Source organism: Nocardioides sp. IC4_145, assembly GCF_011250565.1.
Classification (GTDB): domain Bacteria; phylum Actinomycetota; class Actinomycetes; order Propionibacteriales; family Nocardioidaceae; genus Nocardioides.
The window spans coordinates 1-19,040 of the sequence record NZ_JAANMS010000031.1; the positions used below are offsets into that span (position 1 = coordinate 1).

Sequence of the window (19,040 nt, forward strand, 5' to 3'; positions counted from 1 at the left end):
GTGGGTGGACCGGAGCGAGGCGGTCCGGGGTGGGACGAAGGCCCGGACGGCGTCCGGGGGTGGCCGGTCCTCGCCGATCCGGACCGTGACTCTCGGGCGTCCCTCGGTGCCGGCGGGCGATCGACCTGCGAAGAGGATCAGTAGCGCCGGATCGGCTTGTGGGAGCCGAACGCCATGACGAGGGCGACGATCCACAGGACCACCGTCCAGCCGCCCAGCAGGTTGATCCAGAAGATCGTCCAGTGGTTCGACTTGCCGCGCAGGGCCGCGACCGCCCACGGCAGCATGTAGCCGCCGCTGAGGAGGGCCACGACGACGGCGACGAACGCGCTGACCGGACGATCACGCTGATCGGTCAGATAGCTGCTCACCTTTCGAGCCTACGGGGAGCACGGCCAGCGGGGTCGGTGCGGACCTGATGCGCAGACGGAGACGACACGGGGTCCCGACCTTCCTGGCCATCAAGGTCGCCACCCCTGCCCTGCGTTGCACGACAGACCGCGCCACCGGGGCAGCCATCGTCGACATCGCCTCGACCATGGGCCTGGGCGGCACGGCTACTCACCCGAGCCGTTCGCCATCCCGCGGCTCGCGGAGCCGACCGACGTCACCCGGCTCCTCCTGTTCCTCGCCTCGTCGGACGCCTCCTTCGTCACCGGGTCGGAGCACGTCGTCGACGGCGGGCTCCTGCTCGGGCCCGCCCTCCAGGCGGAGGCCGCATGAGCTCCCCAGGCGCCACCGGAGGCGACGACTCCGCACGGGAACGTGGGGTCGTGCTGGCGGAGATCGTTGCGGATCTCGACCAGCCCCACGACCTGGCACCATCCGGCCGACCCGGCTCGAGGACTGGGACGAGAGCCCGCTGATGCGCATCGGCTTCTGCGGTCGGCCATGACCGCCGACCCGTGACGAGGGGCGTAGACCGTTGCCGACGTGGCAACACTGAGGGCGTGCAGCAGGGCGATGGATCACGGGGGACCACGGAAGGGCTCCTCGGCCCGTGGCGGGCGGTGCGGTGATCGGCCGGAGTGTGCGTGCGCTCCCGGGCCTGGTCGCCGGGGCACCGCCGTGGTTGCTCGTGCTGGTCGGGGCCGTCGTCACGGTCCTGGGTGCCAACCTCCTCGTCCGCCCCCTGAGCGCACTCGAGGTGCTCGGCTACTACGTCGGCGCCAGCTGCGTCCTCTCCGGGGTCGGCGACCTCCTGAGACAGAGGGGCGAGCGGCGGGATCGGGTCGTGCTCCTGCAGGGCGTCGCCTGGCTCGCCGCCGGAATCGCGATCGTGGTGTGGGTCGGCCGCAGCATCGAGCTCCTCGGGCCCTTCGTGGCCGTGCTGCTGATCGTCTCGGGCGGCGTCTCGGTCGTGGCGCTCGTGCGCGACCGGAGCAGCGCCGCGGTGCTTCGGGCGCTGTTCGGCGCCTCCGAGATCGCCTGGGGCGTGATGGCCCTGTGGTGGCCCGACGTGACGCTGCTGGTCGTCGCCGTGCTGTTCGGCGCCCGCACGGCCGCGTTCGGGGTCGCCCTCGTGTGGCGGGGCGCCCGAGGGGATCGCGCGGTGTCGCGCCACGCTCCTCGGTCGGTGCCGGCGGTCCGCTGGGCGAGCGCCGTCCTGGTCCTGACGGTCGCCGTCGCGGGGCTCTACGTCAGTGACCTGTTCCGGGCCGGCGTCCCGGTGCTGGACGACTTCTACGACGCCCCGGCGAGCGTCCCGGCGGAGCCCGGCCGGCTGGTGCGGAGCGAGCCGTACGGCGGCGACCTGCCCGCCGGCCTGACGGCGTACCGGATCCTCTACACGACCACCGCGTCCGACGGGTCACCAGCGCTGGCCAGCGGAGTGCTTGCCGTGCCCGAGGAGACCTCTGCCGAACCGGCGCCGCTCATCGCCTGGGCGCACGGCACCGTCGGTGTCGCCCGGGCGTGCGCGCCGAGCCTCGGTCGGGACGCGATCAGCACGGAGGGGATGCCGGCCATGGACGCGCTCGCCGAACGGGGGTGGGCGATGGTGGCGACCGACTACACCGGGATGGGGACAGAGGGGGAGTTCCCCTACCTGGTCGGCGCGGGCGAGGCCTACTCGGTGCTCGACTCGGTGCGAGCCGCACGCGAGGTGCCCGGCGTCCGGCTGGCTGACCAGTCCGTCCTCTGGGGTCATTCCCAAGGTGGGCACGCGGCACTGTGGGCCGGTCAGCTCGCCTCGTCGTACGCCCCGGACGCCGGCGTGGTCGGGACCGCGGCGCTCTCGCCGGCCGCCGATCCGCTCGGCCTGGCCGAGGTGGTGACCGCGAACCCGGGAGTCCCGGGAGCGAGCCTCGGCATCGCCTTCGTCGCCGACGCGTACACACGGACCTACGGCGTCGCCCTCGACGCGCTCGTGACGCCCTCGGCCCGCACGATCGTCCGCGAGGCGGCGTCCCGTTGCACCGGCGAGGGCGGCACGTTGTTCACGATCCTGGGTGGGCTGGCGATCGCCCGGGACCAGCCGATCCTGCGCGAACCGCCCGGGGAGGGCCCGTTGGCCGACCGTCTCGCCGAGAACGTGCCGACCGGCCCCTGGGCGGCGCCGCTGTTCGTCGCGCAGGGAACGGCGGACGAGGTGATCCCCGTGCGCCTGACCAGGGCGTGGATCCCGCGAGCCTGCGCGAGTGGTGCCACGCTGACGTTCTCGACGTACGAGGACGGCACCCACATGAGCGTGCTCGAGCCGGACGCGCCCTTGTCCGGCCAGCTCGAGCAGTGGACGGTCGATCGGCTCGCCGGCGTGTCCGCCCCCACCGACTGCTCGATCCCCAACGACCGAGAACGAGGTGGCCGAAACCGATGGACCTCATGACCGACGCCGTCGCACCAGCACTTCCGGCGGTGACGGGCGTCCTGCTCTGGGGCGGGCTGCTGGCGTGGTCGCTCAAGCGAGACCCGCGGTCGCTGCGCAACGGGTTCCTGGTCATCGTGCTCGCGCACTACGTGCTGGGCCTCGGCGTCCTCGCGGCCACGGCGTCGTCCACGCTGGAGACGGTCGGCGACATCGTGACCCTGGTCGTCACGATCGCGGTCGCGCTCGGTCTCCTGACGTTGCCGCTGCTGCTGGTCGGCAACGGCGTCGTGATGATGCGTCGCGAGAGGCGATCGCTCGGCAACGCGTTGTCACTGCTGACCGGACTCGCCCTGCTGGGCCTGCCGGTCGTCCTCGTGCCGCTGCTGCGCCACGAGAACCCGTGGACCGGCAGCGCGGCTGTCGCCCTGCTCACCGCTCAGGCCTGCATCAGCGCCTGCTTCCTGGCCTTCGCAGCCCACACGGTGCTCTACGCGCGGATCGCCCGACGTGCCCCCGCCCGCGCGGTGGTGGTGCTGGGGAGCGGCCTGGTGAGAGGGGGAGTCTCCCCGCTGCTCGCCGCCCGGCTGGAGCGCGCGGTCACCGCTGCCGAGGAACGCGACGGGGCCGGCCGCCGACCCGTCCTCGTGCCCAGCGGCGGCCAGGGACGAGACGAGCCCCGCCCGGAGGGCCAGGTCATGGCTGAGTGGCTGCGCGGGCGCGGAGTCGATGCCGACGACATCCTCGTCGAGGACCGCGCCCGCACCACGCGCGAGAACCTGCTCCTCAGCGCCCGACTGTTGGAGCGGCACGGCGTACCCGCGCCGTACCTCGTCGTGACCAACGACTACCACGCTCCGCGAGCCGCCGAGCTCGCCCGCAGGCTCGGCATCGACGCCCAGGCGATCGGGGCGCCGACCGCCTGGTACTTCTGGCCCAGCGCGTACTTGCGGGAGTTCGCGGCGGTCATGCTCGAGCATCGGCTGCTGCTGGGCCTGTCCGGCATCGCGATCGCGGGCATGGCCTCGCTGACATGGTTGTCCTTGTCCGCGAGGTGACCAGGACGCTCGCGCCGAGGGACGGAGCAGGTTGCGATGGATCCATGGGTGTGGCCGGCGTACGTCGGGGTCGTCCTCGGTACCTCGGCCTTGCTCCTCCTGCTGGTGCCGATCCTGGCGTACCAGTACCGGCGCTACGGCCAGTTCACCCCGCGGCGTGCCCTGGGCGCAGCAGCGGTGAGCGTGTACGGCACGTCCCAGCTCGCCTACACGTTCCTGCCGCTACCGGACAGCCGGGGCGACTGGTGCGCCACCGCCGCCGCGAGCCCTCAATGGCGGCCCCTCCACTTCATCACCGACATCGCTGACGCGGCTGCCGGCGCGGGGCCGCTGCAGCTGCTGAGCAGTCGCGTCACCCTGCAGGTGCTCTTCAACCTCGTGTTGTTCGTGCCGTGGGGACTGATGGTCCGCGGCTTCTGGGGACGGTCCGCCGCCTTCGCCACGTGGTCGGGGTTCCTTGCCTCCGTGGTCATCGAGAGCACCCAGCTGACCGGGGTGTGGGGGATCTACCACTGCGCCTACCGCGTCGGCGACGTGGACGACCTGATCGTCAACACCCTCGGGGCACTCATCGGAGCCGTCCTCGCGCCCTGGGTGTGTGGTGGATGCCTCGTCCGCGGTCCTTCGACGACACCCGACAGCTCCCGCGGCCCGTCAGCAGCTGGCGGAGATGGCTCGGCATGGCGCTCGACCTCGCCGCGTTCAACGCGCTGGGGTTCGCCCTCGTCGTCAGCTATCGGCTCGCTGCTCTGGCCACGACAGGTCGCCTGCCCTCGGCACACCCCCTCGTCGAGGCAGCACTGATCACCCTGGTCCCCGCCTTCTGCGTCTTCGTCCTGCCCGCCTGGCACGGGACCGGGGCTTCGCCAGGCCAACGGGCAGCCCGGCTCGAGCCCGTGTGGGAGCACGACCCCAGCACCTCCCGGCGACTGCTCCGAGCGATGAGCGTGGCCGGCACCTACAGCCTGACCCAGTTCTACGTCAGGTGGCAGCCCGAGTCCGTCGGGGCGACCGCGGCACAGGTCGCGGGGACCCTGTTGCTGCTGGCCGCCTTCGTGGCCGTTCCCCTCACCCGGCAGCGTGGACTCTCGGGCGTGCTCACCGGCGCCCGCTTCGAGGATGAACGCACCGCCACGCCAGGACCGAGCGCCACCCCTGGCGGAGCCGTCACAGGTCACCGTCCAGCCGGGCCGCGCGAACGCTGAGACCCCCTCGGACGGCGCGCCCCGGCCACGCGCCGTTCCACCGACGTCTGCCGACCGACGGGTGACCGGCGCCGGTGGGGCGGGCGCCCCGGCTCACACCAGGTCGAGCGTGCCGAGGTCGCGCACGGCGGCGGCGGTCCGCTCGACCATGACGGCGAACATCCGGTCGCCGCGGTCGGTGCGCGCGCCGTACGCACAGCCGAAGACCGACACGAGGATGCCCTGGAGCATTGCGAACCGGTAGTCCTCGAAGCACTCCTCGAGGGGGTGGTCGGTGACGCCGTGCTCGACGAGGCGGGAGTGGTACGCCGCCACGATCGACCGCTCGTGCTCGCGCCGCACACCGGGGTCGAGGCTGGTGGCGACGAGGTAGGCGAGGTCCTTGGCGGGCAGCCCGAGGCTGAGCGTCTGCCAGTCGACCGCCTTCACGGGCACGGCGGGGTCGGGGGAGAACATCAGGTTGTCGAGGCGGTAGTCGCCGTGGACGATCCCGAACCGCTCCGCCCGCGCCAGCGACCAGTCCCGGACCACCGGCAGCGTCGCGCGCACGGTCGCCGCGGCCTCGGCCGTCATCAGCGGCCCGGTGATGTCGAGGAAGGCGTCGACCGCCGACGGGTAGACCTCCGCGAGCAGGTCCGCGCCGTCGACGTCCTGCAGGGTGATCCAACCGAGGTCGAGCAGGGTCGGGTCGCACCAGCGCGGCCCGTGCAGCCCGGCGAGGTTCTGGGCCGCGCCGCGCACCTGCTGCGGCGTCCCGCCGAGCAGCTGGTCGCCCTGCTCGGCAGGAGCGAGGTCCTCCAGGACGAGGGTGAAGCACCCGTCGTCAGTGACGTCGGTGGCGAGGTGGCAGGCGGGCACGTCGACGGCCACGGTCGGCTCGAGCTCGCGGTAGAAGCTCACCTCCGAGCGGTAGGCGCCGGCCAGCATGCCGCGGGTGCCGGCGTCGGCGGTCGGCAGCTTGACCAGCACGCTCGTCGGCAGCCCCTCGCCGGTGAGCGCCACGCGCAGGCATGACCCGATCTGGCCGAAGCCGACCGGCACCACGTCCACCGACCCGGGCACGGCGCCGAGCACCGCGCCGATCCAGGCAGGGGTGATCTCGTCGGCGGTGTCGATCGACGGCGCGGTCACGACATCCACCCCGGGTTCGCAGGGAGCTCGCGGTCGACCGCTCGCACCGAGGAGTACGCCGCCAGCACGGGCGCCAGCTCGGCCGGCGTGGCGCCGTGGAGCACGACCGAGTCGGCCCCGATCGCGAGCTGCTCGACCACGCGGGCGGCGCACTGCTCCGCGGTGCCGGTGGCCGACGCGGCCAGCCACTCCGCGGGCAGCACCTCGTCCCGCAGGTAGGTCAGCTGGTCGACGGTCCCCATCGCGTCGAACGCTCCCGGGTAGCCCTGCACGAGCGGGTCGGCGCGGAACCGGTCGAGCACGGCGGCGTTCCAGCCGTTCGCGGCGACCAGCACGTCGCCGTACCCCTGCAGGTAGGTCGCGAGCCGGCCGACCAGCTTGCGCAGCCGCAGCTCCTCGGGCAGCGAGTCCTCGACGGTGGCGAGCACCGCCCAGACGCGCACCGAGCCGGGGTCGCGCCCCGCCTCCTCCGCAGCCGTCCGGATCGTCGACACCGACCGCGCCAGCGCCTCGTCGGTGAGGAACGTGTGGAGAACGACGCCGTCGGCCAGCCGCCCGGCGAGTGCGAGCGAGCGGGGGCCGATCGCGGTCATCAGGACCGGGATGTGCTCGTCGAAGGAGGAGTCCTGGTTGAGGTAGGGGTAGGACCCGGCCGGCCCCTCGTGGCCGAGGACGGCCTCGCCGCGCCACAGCGAGCGGTAGATCCCGATGACGTCCTCGAGCTGTGCGCCGGTCACCCGCGGCAGGCCCATCACGTCGAAGAGCGCGGCGAACCCTCGACCCAGGCCGAGGGCGTAGCGCCCGCCCGAGAGCCGGTGCGCGGTCGTCGCCAGCGTCGCGGTCACCAGCGGGTGGCGGGTGTTGTGGTTGGTCGCGGCGGTGGCGATGCCGACGTGCTCGGTGGCCGCGGCGAGCGCACCTGCCAGCACGCCCGCGTCCTTGAGGTTGAACCGCTCGGACAGGAACACCGACCCGAGCCCCAGCTCCTCGGCCAGCCGCGCCTCCGTGAGCAGGTCCCGCGGCTGGTCGGCGTGGCCGGCCAGCCCGTAGCAGGCCAGCTCCGGGAAGCGCACGCTCACCCGAACGCCCGCGTCACGTGGCCGACCAGGTCCGGGTAGCGCTGCAGGTGGGCGCCGCCGTTGAGGTCGAGCACCTCGCCGGTCAGCCAGCGGGCGGTCGCGAGGTAGACGATCGCCTCCGCCACCTCCTCCGGCGTGCCCGGCCGGCCGAGCGGGGTGTTGTCGACGTAGTCCTCCCGCACCCCGGGGATGTCCATCGCCGGCGCGGTCAGCGGCGTCACGACCAACCCGGGGGAGACCGCGTTGACCCGGACCCCCTGGGGCCCGAGCTCGAGCGCGGCGACCTGGGTGAGCATGGCGAGGCCCGCCTTGGCCGAGCAGTACGCCGCCATGCCGGTGCCCGGCTGGCGGGCGTTGAGCGAGGCGATCGAGGTGACCGACCCGCCGGTGCCGGCCGCGGTCATCACCCGCGCCGCGTGCTTGATGACGAGCATCCCGCCGACCAGGTCGACGTCGACGACCCGACGGAACTCCTGGACGTCGTGGTCGACGACCTGCATCAACGTGCTCACCCCGGCGCTGTTGACCACCACGTCGAGACGGCCGTGCTCGGCGACGACCGTGTCCACCGCTGCCGCGACCGACGCCTCCTCGGTCACGTCGACGACGAGGTCCGCGGCGGCCCCCTCGAGGTCGCCCGTCACGACGGTGTGCCCGGCCGCCCGGAGAGCTTCGGCCGTCGCCGCGCCGAGGCCGGAGCCGCCGCCGACGACGAGCGCGACCGGCGTGCCTGGGGTGGGGTTGCTGCTCATGCGGCTGCTCCTTGCTTGCGGGCGCGCCGGGCCTGGAGCCGGCGCTGCTTGGCGACGAACCGGGTGGCGGCCCGGTTCGCGAAGGCGGGGGCCAGGCGGCCGACCCGCCAGGCGATCCGAGCGGGACGCGGCGTGACCAGCAGCGGCCGGTCCGCGGCGACGGCGGCGAGCGCCTCCGCGGCCAGCACGTCGGGGTCCAGCGGGCGGCGTACGCCCTGGCCCTTGAGGTAGTAGTCGCGCCCGTGGAACCGACCGAGGTGGCCCTTCTCCAGGATCGGCGTCTCGACCGCGGCGGGGCAGAGGACGGTGACGCCCACGCCCTTCGCGGCCGCCTCGGTGCGCAGCGCGAGCGAGAGGCCGACGACCGCGTGCTTGGTCATGACGTAGCTGGTGATCAGCCCCGCCGCCATCAGCCCGCCCATCGACGCGGTGTTGACGACGTGGCCGCCCCACGCGCTGCCGCCGGCGCCCTGGCGGACCATGTGCGGGTACGCCGCGGCGACACCGTGCACGACGCCGCGGATGTTGACGTCGATGATCGCGTCCCACTGCGCCAGCGTGAGGTCCTCGGTCTCGCCGCCGAAGGTGATCCCGGCGTTGTTGAACAGCAGGTCGATCCGCCCCGCCCGCGCCACCACCTCGTCCACCGCCGCCTGCACCGCGGCCGCGTCGGTCACGTCGAGCCGCACCGCCCGCGCCGTGCCCGGCGCACCCGCGGCTCCGGCGGCGTCCGCCACCCGCTGCGCGGCGACCTCGTCGAGGTCGGCCACGACGACGTGCGCCCCCGCGTCGACGAGCGCATGGACCAGGGCGGCGCCGATGCCCGAGCCGCCTCCGGTCACGAGGGCCTGGCTGCCGGAGAACGGGTCGGCCGGGCTCACCGGCCGTGCTCTGCGCCACACGGGGTCAACAGTGTTGACACGCGTCAGGGTCTGTCAATGGCCCGTGCGGGCCGGGTGCGCTGCGTCGTGTCGCTGCGGTCGGGACCCGCCTAGTCTTCGTCGCGTGCAGCTGGAGGTCACCGGACCGGTCTTCGAGTGGCGCGGCCCCGCCCCGCACCACTTCGTCGCCCTGCTCGCCGACGACGCCGCGCTCGTCCGGGAGGTCGCTGCCGCGGTCACCTACGGTTGGGGCATGGTGCCCGTCGCCGTACGCATGGGTGCCGCGCGGTGGACCACGGCGCTGTGGCCCAAGGACGGCACGTACGTCGTCCCCCTCAAGGTCGCCGCCCGCCGCGCCGAGGGTGTCGTGACCGGCGACGTGGTCGACCTCGTCGTCAGCATCGACGTGTAGCGGACCGCGGCGAGTGGGCGTGCGGCGGGCGGTCGTCAGGTCCATCGGCTCCCCGACGAACCTGACGGTCCCCCGATGAAATTTCGTCGGGGGACCGTGAGCTCTGTCGGGGCCCCGATGAACCTCGCAGCCCGCGCGCCGACCGCGCCGACCGCCGGTGCTCAGCCGCCCGCGTGCAGCCCGAGGAACATCGTGGTGGCGGCGTCGACGAGCTCCTCGGGGGTGGCCTCGAGCGAGCCGTCGAGCCAGGCGGAGACCAGCTCGGCCATGCCGCCGATGAAGAGCAGGCCGGCGATCTCGCCCTCGCGGGGGCCCCAGCCGCCGACGCCGTAGATGTCGCGCGCCTCCTGGGCCGAGCGGTGCGCGAAGTGGCGCAGCAGCTGCGTGCGGCGGGCGCGCAGGCCGGGCATCGCGCCGGCCTCGATGATGGCCACGCGACCCTTGCGGGGGTCGGCGGTGAGGTACTCGACGAAGGCCAGCACCGAGGCGCGCGCCCGCGCGGCGGGGTCGTCCCCGGCGGCGTCGCCGGCGGCGAGGCTGACCTCCTCGATCTCGGTCGCGATCCGGTCCATGACGGCGGTCAGCGCGTCGTCGAGGGAGCGGAACGACTCGTAGAAGTAGCGCTCGGTCAGGCCCGCCTGGGCGCAGATCCGCGTCATCGTCGGCCGCGCGCCGGTGGGGTCCGCCCAGACCGCGAGCGTCGCCTCGAGCAGCCGCTCGCGGCGCTCCGCGGCGCGGTCCTCGGCGCTGACGCCGCGGTAGGTCCCGGACTGCACAGCCATGGCCGCCACCCTCTCACGACAAGGTTGACAGGACGTCCTGTCTGAATGATGCTGGCCCGACCGTAGCGCCCGTCACACCTCCCAGGGAGCCTCTCGTGTCGCTCGACCTCAGCAGCCCGCCCACCCGCCGCGACCGCTCCGGCACGTCGGCGGCGGACCACCCCGAGGCGGTCCGGGAGCTCCCGCCGATCCGGCCCGACGACCGCGGCAAGCCGGTGCTCGGTCGCGCGTTCGAGTACGCCAAGGACCCGTTCGCGCTCTTCCGCCGCCAGTGGGAGCACTACGGCCCGGTCGCGCCGATCTCGATGCTCGGGCAGCGCTGGGTGATGCTGCTCGGTCCGGACGCCTGCGAGGAGGCGTTCCGCAACAAGGACAAGGCCTTCGCCAACGGCCCGGCCTGGACCTACCTGGTCGGCCCGTTCTTCAACCGGGGCCTGATGCTGCTCGACTTCGAGGAGCACCACATGCACCGGCGGATCATGCAGCAGGCCTTCACGCGCGACCGGCTCGAGGCGTACGCCGCGCGGATGCACGCGCCGATCGAGGCCGGCATCGCCGACTGGGCCGCGAAGGGCCGCGACCGCGACTTCCGGGCGTACCCCTCGCTCAAGCAGCTCACCCTCGACGTCGCCGCCGACATCTTCATGGGCGGCGCGGAGGACACCACCCCGGAGGAGATGGCGAAGGTCAACGAGGCCTTCATCGCCTGCGTCCAGGCCGCCGCGGCGATCGTCCGCAAGGACCTCCCGGGCACCCGCTGGGGCCGCGGGCACCGGGGCCGCGAGGTGCTCGAGGACTTCCTGCGCCACTACCTGCCCTCGCGCCGCGCCGTCGAGACCGACGACCTGTTCTCCCAGCTGTGCCACATCGAGAGCGACGAGGGCGAGCGGTTCAGCGACGACGACGTCGTCAACCACATGATCTTCCTGATGATGGCGGCTCACGACACCTCCACCATCACGCTCTCCACGATGCTCCAGCTGCTCGGCCAGCACCCCGCGTGGCAGCAGCGCTGCCGCGAGGAGTCGCTCGCGCTCGGCCCGCGGCCGACCCTCGCCGAGCTCGAGGGCCTGGAGTCCATGGACTGGGTGATGAAGGAGTCGCTGCGGCTGCGTGCGCCCGTCCCCGTCGTGCTCCGGCAGACCGTCAAGGACACCGTCGTCCAGGGAGTCCGCATCCCCGGGGGCACCTTCGTCACCGTCGCCCCGCAGTTCGCGCAGGTGATGGAGGAGCTGTGGACCAACCCGCTGGTCTTCGACCCCGAGCGGTTCTCCCCGGAGCGCCGCGAGGACAAGTCCCACCGCTACGCCTGGAATCCCTTCGGCGGCGGCGTCCACAAGTGCCTGGGCATGTACTTCGCCGGCGCCGAGGTCAAGGCCGTCCTCCACCACCTGCTGCGCGGCTGGGAGTGGAGCGTCCCGCCGGGCTACGTCGCCCCCATGAACAACAACTCCCTGCCGTTCCCCAAGGACGGCCAGCCCATCGACCTGCGGAGGACCTGTTGACCGCCACCCTCGAGCCCACCACCACGTCGGTCCGACCCGCGTGGGTCACCGACGCGAAGCTCGCGTCCTGGAACCGCTGGGTCTCCGCCCCGGTCTCCGGCGGCGAGGAGCCGCTGACCGCGACCGCGCCGTACGACGCGCAGCCCACCGCGCCGGTGCCGAGCTGCACCGCCGACGACGTCGCGGCGACCGTCGTGCGCGCCCGCGCGGCGCAGTCCTCGTGGGCCGGGCTGACCGTCGCCGCCCGGGCCGAGGTGCTGCTCCGCTTCCACGACCTGCTGCTCGAGCGGCAGGACGAGGTCATCGACCTCGTCCAGTGGGAGATGGGCAAGGCCCGGTACCACGCCTGGATGGAGATCCTCCAGGTCGCCAACCTGACGCGGCACTACGCGCGCCGCGCCGCGGCGTACCTCGCCGACCGCCCGGTCCGCGGTGCGATGCCCCTGCTGACCAAGGTCCGCGAGGTGCGCGTGCCGCGCGGCGTCGTCGGCATCGTCTCGCCCTGGAACTACCCGCTCTACCTCGGTGTCGGCGACGCCGTCCCCGCCCTGCTCGCCGGCTGCTCGGTCGTGAGCAAGGCCGACCCGCAGACCCCGCTGACCATGCTGTGGACCCGCGCGCTGATGGGCGAGGCCGGGCTTCCGGCGCACGTGTGGGACGTCGTCGCCGGGCCGGGTGCCGAGGTCGGCACCGCGCTGGTCGAGTCCGCCGACTACGTCTGCTTCACCGGCTCCACCGCCACCGGCCGGATCGTCAGCGAGGCCGCCGCCCGCCGGCTCGTCGGCGCCTCCCTCGAGCTCGGCGGCAAGAACCCGCTCCTCGTCCGCGCCGACGCCGACCTGGACAAGGCCGCCGCCGGCACCGTCGACGCGGTCTTCACCAACACCGGCCAGATGTGCATCCACATCGAGCGCGTCATCGTGCACGAGAGCGTGTACGCCGCGTTCCGCGACAAGCTCGTGGCCGCCACGCGCGCGCTGGCGGTCGGGCAGTCCTTCGACTTCTCCTGCCAGGTCGGCTCGCTCGCCAGTGCGGCCCAGCTGGAGAAGGTCGCCGCTCACGTGGAGGACGCCGTCGCCAAGGGCGCGACGGTCCTCTGCGGCGGCCGCGCCCGGCCCGACCTCGGCCCCTACGTCTACGAGCCGACCGTGCTCGAGGGTGTCACCGACGACATGGACCTCTGCCTCGGCGAGACCTTCGGCCCCGTCGTCGCGCTGCACCGCGTCTCCAGCGACGACGAGGCGGTGGCGCTCGCGAACCAGGGCTCCTACGGCCTCTCGGCCAGCATCTTCAGCCGCGACACCCGCACCGCCCAGGCCCTCGCCCGCCGGATCCGCGCCGGGTCGGTCAACATCAACGACGGCGCCGCGCTCGCGGCCGGCTCGGTCGAGGCCGGCATGGGCGGCATGGGCGACAGCGGTCTCGGCCGCCGCCACGGCGCCCAGGGCATCCAGCGGTTCACCGAGACCCAGACCATCGCCCTGTCCCGGATGGGCCCCGTCGGCCCGCCCCCGGGCATGGCGCTGGAGACGTTCGTCAGGCTCGGCAACTCCCAGCTCAAGGCGCTCCGCAGGCTGGGATCCCGCTGAACGCCGGCCGAGGGGGCGCCGGCGGGGTGCGCGGGTAGGTTGCGGCGCGTGCCCACCTCCTCGCGCCCGGCGCGGCGTACCCAGGCCGAGCGGCGTGCGAGCACCCGGGGCGCCCTGCTGGACGCCACGATCGAGGTGCTGGTCGACCGGGGCTACGCCCGGCTGACCGCGACGACGGTCTGCGAGCGGGCGGGGGTGACGCGCGGCGCGCAGGCGCACTACTTCGCGACCAAGGCCGACCTGGTCGTCCAGGCGCTCGCGCACCTGACGGACCGGCTGGTCGACGACCTCGTGGGCCGACCGCTGGACGTCGCGGACGGCCCGGCCGGGCAGTACGCCGTGCTGCTGGACCGCCTCTGGGAGATCTTCAGCGGGCCGGTGTCGTCCGCGCAGCTGGAGCTGTTCGTCGCGGCCCGCACCGACGAGGACCTCCACCGTCACCTGGTGGAGTTCGACGGGGCCGTCCAGCGGACCCTGGCGACCGCCGCTGCTCGGGTCGCTCCGGAGCTGGTGGGGCGCGAGGACTTCAAGCCGCTGATGGTCACCGCGATCGCGACGATCCGCGGCCTGCGGATGCTGCGCGCGGTGGCCAGCGAGCCGCAGGTGCAGCGGTCGTGGCCGCCGGCCCGCGACCAGCTGCTCGCCGGTCTCGGCTGACGGCGGCTCCGGTCGCGTCCACCCCTGCATGCGGCTCGACGTACCGCCCTGGGTGCGCCTCGGACGGGACGGGCCCGTCGCGTCCCGCCAGCCCCGCCAGCACCACTTCTCAGGCGACCCTCGCGCTTCCCACGGGAGATCTTCCCCGGTAAGCGAGGGGGTCACCGGTGAACCGGTGACCGCTGCATCGTGCCGTCCTCACCCCGACCCCCCAAACCACTTACCTGCAGGCTCGCAGGTAAGTTACAGTCCGGTTCCCGGACGTGGCGTGGCTCACACTCGCCGCGTCGCACGCGAACCGAGAGGACCTGCGTCGTGGACTTCGACGACACCCCGGACGAGGCGGCCTGGCGGGCGAAGGTGCGCGCCTTCATCGAGGAGCACCGCGAGGAGCTCGGCCGTCGCGGCGACGAGCAGCGCTTCGACGACCGGGTCGCGCGGGCCCGCCAGGCGCTGCTGTACGACGGCGGGCTGGTCGGAGTGACGTGGCCGGTCGAGGCAGGGGGCCAGGGCGGCACGCCGATGCAGCAGGCCATCGTCGACCAGGAGCTGGCCCGCGCCGAGGTGCCCGGGCTGATCAACCTGATCGGCATCGGCATGTGCGGCCCCACGGTCATCCACCACGGCAGCCCCGAGCAGCACCGCCGCTACCTCAAGCGCCTGCTGCGCGCCGACGACGTGTGGTGCCAGCTCTTCAGTGAGCCGGCCTCCGGCAGCGACCTGGCCGCGCTCCGGACCAGGGCGGTGCGCACCGAGGACGGCAGCTGGCGGATCAGCGGCCAGAAGGTGTGGACGACCCTGGCCCACCTCGCCGACCACGGCATCGTGCTCACGCGCACCGACCCCGACGTCGCCAAGCACCGCGGCCTGACGATGTTCGTCGTCGACATGAAGGCACCCGGCGTGACGGTCCGGCCGCTGCGGCAGATGAGCGGCGGGGCGGACTTCAACGAGGTCTTCTTCGACGACGTGGTCGTCCCCGACGAGGAGCGGCTCGGCGACGTCGGCGACGGCTGGCGGGTCGCGCTGACCACCTTGATGAGCGAGCGGCTCTCGCTCGGCGGTGGCGGCACCGAGATCGGCGTCGGCTCCGCCGCGATCGCCGAGCACGTCGCCCGTCACGTCGGCGACCTCTCCGCGGACCGGCAGGCGCTGGTGCGCCAGGAGCTCGGCCGGGCGTACGTCGACAGCCTCGGCACCCGCTACACCGGCTACCGCCAGCTCTCCGCGATCAGCCGCGGCGACCTCCCCGGCCCGGAGGCCTCGGCCGGCAAGCTCGCCGGCACCAGGTCCGCCCGCGACCTCGCCGACCTCGCCGTGCGCGTCCTCGGCGAGCACGCGGCGTACGCCGTCGGGCCGTCCGGCTCGAGCACCTGGCAGGACCTCCAGGCCGTGCTCCCGGGCATGGCCATCGCGGGCGGCACCGACCAGGTGCTCCGCAACGTCATCGGCGAGCGGGTCCTGGGCCTGCCGCCGGAGCCCCGCGCCGACAAGGGCGTCACCTTCCGCGAGAGCCTCGCCGCCGCGGGCGCCTGAGACAGGAGAACGACATGAACTTCGACCTCGACGACGAGCAGCGCGACCTCGCCGCGTCCGCTCGTGACTTCCTGGCCTCCTCGGCCTCGCCCGCCGTGGCCCGCGCGGCCCTGGACGCCGACCACCCGGCCGCGGCCGCGCTGGCCCCGGGGCGCGACGCCCTGGTCGCCAGCGGCTTCGCGACCATCACCGTTCCCGAGTCGGCCGGCGGCGGGGGAGGCTCGCTCCTCGACCTCGCCGTGGTCGCCGAGCAGGCCGGCCGGGTGCTCGCCGGGCCGTCCCTCATCACCTTCGCGCGCGCCGCGGTCCTGCTCGCCGGCGACGACGAGCGGCTCGCGCGCCTCGTCGACGGCAGCCTCCGGGTGGCTGTCGTCGACGGCACCGGGCCGGTTCTCGACGCCGCCTCGGCCGACACCTTCCTAACGCTGCGCGGCGACGACCTGGTCTGCGGGCCGGGCGCGGTCGACGTGCGCGCGCCGATCGACCCCACCCGCGGGCTGGGCCAGGTCGTGCTCGGCGACGTCGAGGTGCTCGCTCCCGACGCGCGGCTGCGGTGGGAGCACGCCGAGCGGGTCGGCCGGGTCGTCCTGGCCGCCGAGGACCTCGGGGCGGCCGGGCGCGCCCTGGAGATCGGCGTCGCCTACGCCCGGGAGCGCCAGGCGTTCGGCCGGGCCATCGGCTCCTACCAGGCCGTCAAGCACGCGCTGGTCGACGTCTACGTGCAGGTCGAGCAGCTGCGCTCGCTCGTGTGGTGGGCCGCGTGGGCCGCCGACCAAGCGGACGACAAGCTCCCGATGGCCGCGGCCGCCGCGAAGGCCGCCGCCGCCACGACGCTCACGACCGCCGCGGAGACGCTCATCCAGGTGCACGGCGGGATCGGCTTCACCTGGGAGCACGACGCGCACCTGTACTGGCGGCGCGCCAAGGTCGACCGGTTCCTGCTCGGCGACGACGTGGCGGCGTACGACGAGGTCGCCCGGCTCGCGATCGCGCAGGCGCTGGCCGGCGACGGCCCGAGCGCCGAGGCCGGCGCCTCGGCCGAGGCCGCGGTGGCCGCCCGATGAGCGCGTCCACCGTGGACCCGCGGCAGTCGAGCGGGACCAGCGGGACGACCGCGGCGCAGCCCGGCGAGCACAACCTCGCCGTGCTGGCCGAGCGGTCCTTCGAGCGGCACGGCGACCACGAGGCGCTGTTCTTCGAGGGGCGGTGGCACACCTCGGGCAGCATCCACGAGCGGGCCGCCCGCGTGGCCGGCGGCCTGCGGCGGATCGGCATCCAGGTCGGCGACCGCGTCGTCGTGCTGATGATGAACACCCCGGAGGTCTTCATCACCTACCGCGCCGTCTGGCGGGCCGGCGCGGTCGTGACGCCGGTGCTGTTCCTGCAGACCCCGCCGGAGCTGCGCCACATCCTCACCGACTCCGGCGCCCGCGCCGTGGTGGTCACCCCCGAGCTGCTGCCGCTGCTCCAGTCGGCCGCCGAGGGGCTCGACCTCGAGGTGCTCGTGGTGGGGGAGGAGGCCGAGCCGACGCCGGGCACCCGCCCGTACGCCGAGCTCGAGACCGCCGACCCGCTTCCGATCGAGCCACGCGCCGACGACGACCTCGCCGCGCTGCTCTACACCGGCGGGACGACCGGTCGCGCCAAGGGCGTCATGCTCAGCCACCGCGGCCTGTGGGAGAGCGGAGCCGGCATCGACGCGGTGGCCCGCACGATGGACTCCACCCGCTCGCTGCTCCCGCTGCCGCTCTCGCACGCCTACGGGCTGATCGTCGTGGTCGGCGGGATGCACAGCGAGCGGCGCGGCGTGTCCGTCCTGCAGCGGTGGTTCGACGCGAAGAGCTGGTTGGAGCTGGTCCAGGAGCACCGCCTCGAGTCCAGCCCGGTGGTGCCGTCGATGCTGACGATGCTGCTGGCCGAGCCGCTCGACGACCACGACCTGTCCTCGCTGCAGTCCTTCGGCTCCGGCGGCGCTCCGCTCTCCGAGGCGCTGCGCCAAAAGGTGGAGGACCGGCTCGGCGTCGTGGTGCTCGAGGGCTACGGCTGCACCGAGGCCAGCGCGGTCGTCTCCGCCTCGACCATGCACGAGCGGCGCGCCGGCAGCGTCGGCAAGCCGCTGCCGCACGCCGAGGTGGCGATCCTCGACCCGGCCGGGCAGCCGGTGCCCGCCGGCGAGGACGGCGAGATCTGCGTGCGTGGCCCCGGCGTGATGCTGGGCTACTGGAACGAGCCGGAGCTCACCGCGCAGACCGTCGTCGACGGCTGGCTGCACACCGGCGACATCGGCCACCTCGACGAGGACGGGTTCCTCTACGTCGTCGACCGCGTCAAGGACCTCATCATCCGCGGCGGGTTCAACGTCTTCCCGCGCGACGTCGAGGACGCGCTGCTCACCCACCCCGAGGTCACCTCGGCCGCGTGCGTGGGTCGCCCGGACCCGGCCAGCGGCGAGGAGGTCGTCGCGGTGGTGTCGGTCCAGCCCGGCTCGACGCTGACCGGCCACGACCTGGTGACGTACGCCAAGGGTCGGCTCGCGGCGTACAAGTACCCCCGCGAGGTGCTCGTCGTCGACGCCGTCCCGCTCACCAGCGTGGGCAAGACCGACCGCAAGGCCGTCCGCACCCTGGTCCGCGGCTGACCGCCCACCCGCCGGGAGTCGTTGACAGAAACGCTGTCACTGTCCAGACTGACAGGAAGCCCTGTCAGAATCGGAAGGAACCATCGCCATGCCCCGAGAGATCTCCGGCCTGTCCGTCATCGTCACCGGCGGTGCCCGCGGCATCGGCAAGGCGACGGTCGAGCGCTTCGCGCGCCAGGGCGCGAAGGTCGCCATCGGCGACCGCGACGTCGACCTCGCCGAGCTGGTCGCCGCGCCGTACGGCGACCGCGTGAAGGCCGCGTCGCTCGACGTCACCGACCCCGAGTCGTGGCGCACGTTCCTCGACGACGTCTCCGCGCTCGGCCCGTTCGACGTGCTGGTGAACAACGCCGGCATCATGCCGCTGGGCTCGGTGCTCAAGGAGCCCGACGGCGTCACGAAGGCCATCGTCGACGTCAACCTGCACGGGGTCATCTTCGGCACCAAGGCCGTCGCTCCCGGGATGGTCGACCGCGGCCACGGCCACATCGTGAACGTCGCCTCCGCGGTGGGCCGGCTCGCGGTCGCCGACGGGGCGACGTACTCCGCCTCCAAGTTCGCCGCCGTCGGCTTCAGCGAGGCCATCCGCTCCGAGCTGCGCCCGCACGGCATCGACGTGACCGTCGTGCTGCCGACCGTCGTGCAGACCGAGCTCGCCGCCGGCGTGCCGGCCGCGAAGGGCGTCAAGCCGGTCACCGCCGACGACGTCGCGAAGGTCATCGAGCAGGCGGTCCGCTCGCCCAAGGCCGAGATGTGGGTGCCGCGCTGGTCGCAGGGCCTGGTGAAGGTGACCTCGCTGCTGCCGCGCACGGTGCAGGACGCCATGGCCAGGCTGACCCAGGCCGACTCGGTGCTGGCGCAGGCCGACCCGGCGGCACGTGCCGCCTACGAGGAGCGCGCCCGCCGCGCCTCCGGGCCGCAGGTCTAGCCCCGGCGGCCTCCGGGGACCGGGACGTGTCCCTCACGTCCCGGAACCTCGGAGGTCCCTCGTCGGTGGCGCGATCCCCTT

General features: G+C 73.7%; 19 protein-coding genes. 13 read left to right on the forward strand and 6 right to left on the reverse strand.

From position 1 onward, the window contains the following. Positions 1-137 precede the first annotated feature (137 nt). Entirely contained in the window at positions 138-371 is a 234-nt protein-coding gene (locus G6553_RS22205; RefSeq protein ID WP_166193798.1) for a superinfection immunity protein, read from the reverse strand. A 115-nt stretch (positions 372-486) separates the two neighbouring features. Between G6553_RS22205 and G6553_RS13520 the strand changes: the two genes are divergently transcribed. The 5 genes from G6553_RS13520 to G6553_RS13540 all read left to right on the forward strand — a co-directional run bounded on the left by G6553_RS13520 (position 487) and on the right by G6553_RS13540 (position 5,069). Then, on the forward strand, positions 487-723 hold the full coding sequence (locus G6553_RS13520; protein ID WP_242680433.1) for an SDR family oxidoreductase: 237 nt from the start codon (positions 487-489) through the stop codon (positions 721-723). A gap of 307 nt (positions 724-1,030) precedes the next feature. After that, a complete protein-coding gene (locus G6553_RS13525) occupies positions 1,031-2,827 on the forward strand; it encodes a lipase family protein (RefSeq protein WP_166193801.1) in 1,797 nt (598 codons plus the stop codon). Then, the gene (locus G6553_RS13530) at positions 2,815-3,864 is read left to right on the forward strand and encodes a YdcF family protein (protein ID WP_166193803.1); all 1,050 of its coding nucleotides are present in this window, start codon (positions 2,815-2,817) and stop codon (positions 3,862-3,864) included. The genes G6553_RS13525 and G6553_RS13530 overlap by 13 nt, the downstream gene beginning before the upstream one ends. Positions 3,865-3,900: 36 nt before the next feature. Next, the gene (locus G6553_RS13535; RefSeq protein ID WP_166193806.1) at positions 3,901-4,668 is read left to right on the forward strand and encodes a VanZ family protein; all 768 of its coding nucleotides are present in this window, start codon (positions 3,901-3,903) and stop codon (positions 4,666-4,668) included. A gap of 143 nt (positions 4,669-4,811) precedes the next feature. Then, positions 4,812-5,069, forward strand: a complete 258-nt coding sequence (locus G6553_RS13540) for a hypothetical protein (protein WP_166193792.1) — start codon at positions 4,812-4,814, stop codon at positions 5,067-5,069. A gap of 93 nt (positions 5,070-5,162) precedes the next feature. On the opposite strand, the gene G6553_RS13545 is transcribed toward G6553_RS13540, so the two are convergent. The 4 genes from G6553_RS13545 to G6553_RS13560 are packed head-to-tail and all read right to left on the reverse strand — an operon-like array spanning position 5,163 to position 8,912. After that, on the reverse strand, positions 5,163-6,200 hold the full coding sequence (locus tag G6553_RS13545) for a phosphotransferase (RefSeq protein WP_207619762.1): 1,038 nt from the start codon (positions 6,198-6,200) through the stop codon (positions 5,163-5,165). After that, complete coding sequence (locus G6553_RS13550; RefSeq protein ID WP_166193809.1) at positions 6,197-7,279, reverse strand: TIGR03857 family LLM class F420-dependent oxidoreductase; 1,083 nt, start codon at positions 7,277-7,279, stop codon at positions 6,197-6,199. Before G6553_RS13550 ends, G6553_RS13545 begins: the two co-directional genes overlap by 4 nt. Continuing rightward, a complete protein-coding gene (locus G6553_RS13555) occupies positions 7,276-8,031 on the reverse strand; it encodes an SDR family oxidoreductase (RefSeq protein WP_166193811.1) in 756 nt (251 codons plus the stop codon). The genes G6553_RS13550 and G6553_RS13555 overlap by 4 nt, the downstream gene beginning before the upstream one ends. After that, a complete protein-coding gene (locus G6553_RS13560) occupies positions 8,028-8,912 on the reverse strand; it encodes an SDR family oxidoreductase (RefSeq protein ID WP_347565703.1) in 885 nt (294 codons plus the stop codon). The genes G6553_RS13555 and G6553_RS13560 overlap by 4 nt, the downstream gene beginning before the upstream one ends. A 124-nt stretch (positions 8,913-9,036) precedes the next feature. On the opposite strand from G6553_RS13560, the gene G6553_RS21265 reads away from it, so the two are divergent. After that, positions 9,037-9,324, forward strand: coding sequence for a DUF1905 domain-containing protein (locus G6553_RS21265; protein ID WP_166193814.1), 288 nt, complete (start codon positions 9,037-9,039; stop codon positions 9,322-9,324). A gap of 161 nt (positions 9,325-9,485) precedes the next feature. Here G6553_RS21265 and G6553_RS13570 read toward each other — a convergent pair whose 3' ends face one another. Then, complete coding sequence (locus G6553_RS13570; protein ID WP_166193817.1) at positions 9,486-10,106, reverse strand: TetR/AcrR family transcriptional regulator; 621 nt, start codon at positions 10,104-10,106, stop codon at positions 9,486-9,488. A gap of 95 nt (positions 10,107-10,201) precedes the next feature. On the opposite strand from G6553_RS13570, the gene G6553_RS13575 reads away from it, so the two are divergent. From G6553_RS13575 to G6553_RS13605, 7 genes are all read left to right on the forward strand, one after another. Next, positions 10,202-11,611, forward strand: coding sequence for a cytochrome P450 (locus G6553_RS13575; RefSeq protein WP_166193820.1), 1,410 nt, complete (start codon positions 10,202-10,204; stop codon positions 11,609-11,611). After that, on the forward strand, positions 11,608-13,200 hold the full coding sequence (locus G6553_RS13580) for a succinic semialdehyde dehydrogenase (protein ID WP_166193823.1): 1,593 nt from the start codon (positions 11,608-11,610) through the stop codon (positions 13,198-13,200). The genes G6553_RS13575 and G6553_RS13580 overlap by 4 nt, the downstream gene beginning before the upstream one ends. A 48-nt stretch (positions 13,201-13,248) precedes the next feature. Then, positions 13,249-13,857 carry a TetR/AcrR family transcriptional regulator gene (locus G6553_RS13585; protein ID WP_166193826.1) on the forward strand — a complete coding sequence of 203 codons (609 nt, stop codon included), beginning with the start codon at positions 13,249-13,251 and terminating at the stop codon, positions 13,855-13,857. A 315-nt stretch (positions 13,858-14,172) separates the two neighbouring features. Beyond that, on the forward strand, positions 14,173-15,393 hold the full coding sequence (locus G6553_RS21805) for an acyl-CoA dehydrogenase family protein (protein WP_166193829.1): 1,221 nt from the start codon (positions 14,173-14,175) through the stop codon (positions 15,391-15,393). Positions 15,394-15,407: 14 nt separating this feature from the next. After that, a complete protein-coding gene (locus G6553_RS13595; RefSeq protein WP_166193832.1) occupies positions 15,408-16,457 on the forward strand; it encodes an acyl-CoA dehydrogenase family protein in 1,050 nt (349 codons plus the stop codon). Then, positions 16,454-18,031, forward strand: coding sequence for an AMP-binding protein (locus G6553_RS13600; RefSeq protein ID WP_166193835.1), 1,578 nt, complete (start codon positions 16,454-16,456; stop codon positions 18,029-18,031). The genes G6553_RS13595 and G6553_RS13600 overlap by 4 nt, the downstream gene beginning before the upstream one ends. Positions 18,032-18,119: 88 nt before the next feature. Continuing rightward, positions 18,120-18,959 (forward strand): SDR family oxidoreductase, encoded by an 840-nt coding sequence (locus G6553_RS13605; protein WP_166193838.1) that lies wholly within the window; start codon positions 18,120-18,122, stop codon positions 18,957-18,959. Positions 18,960-19,040 lie beyond the last annotated feature (81 nt).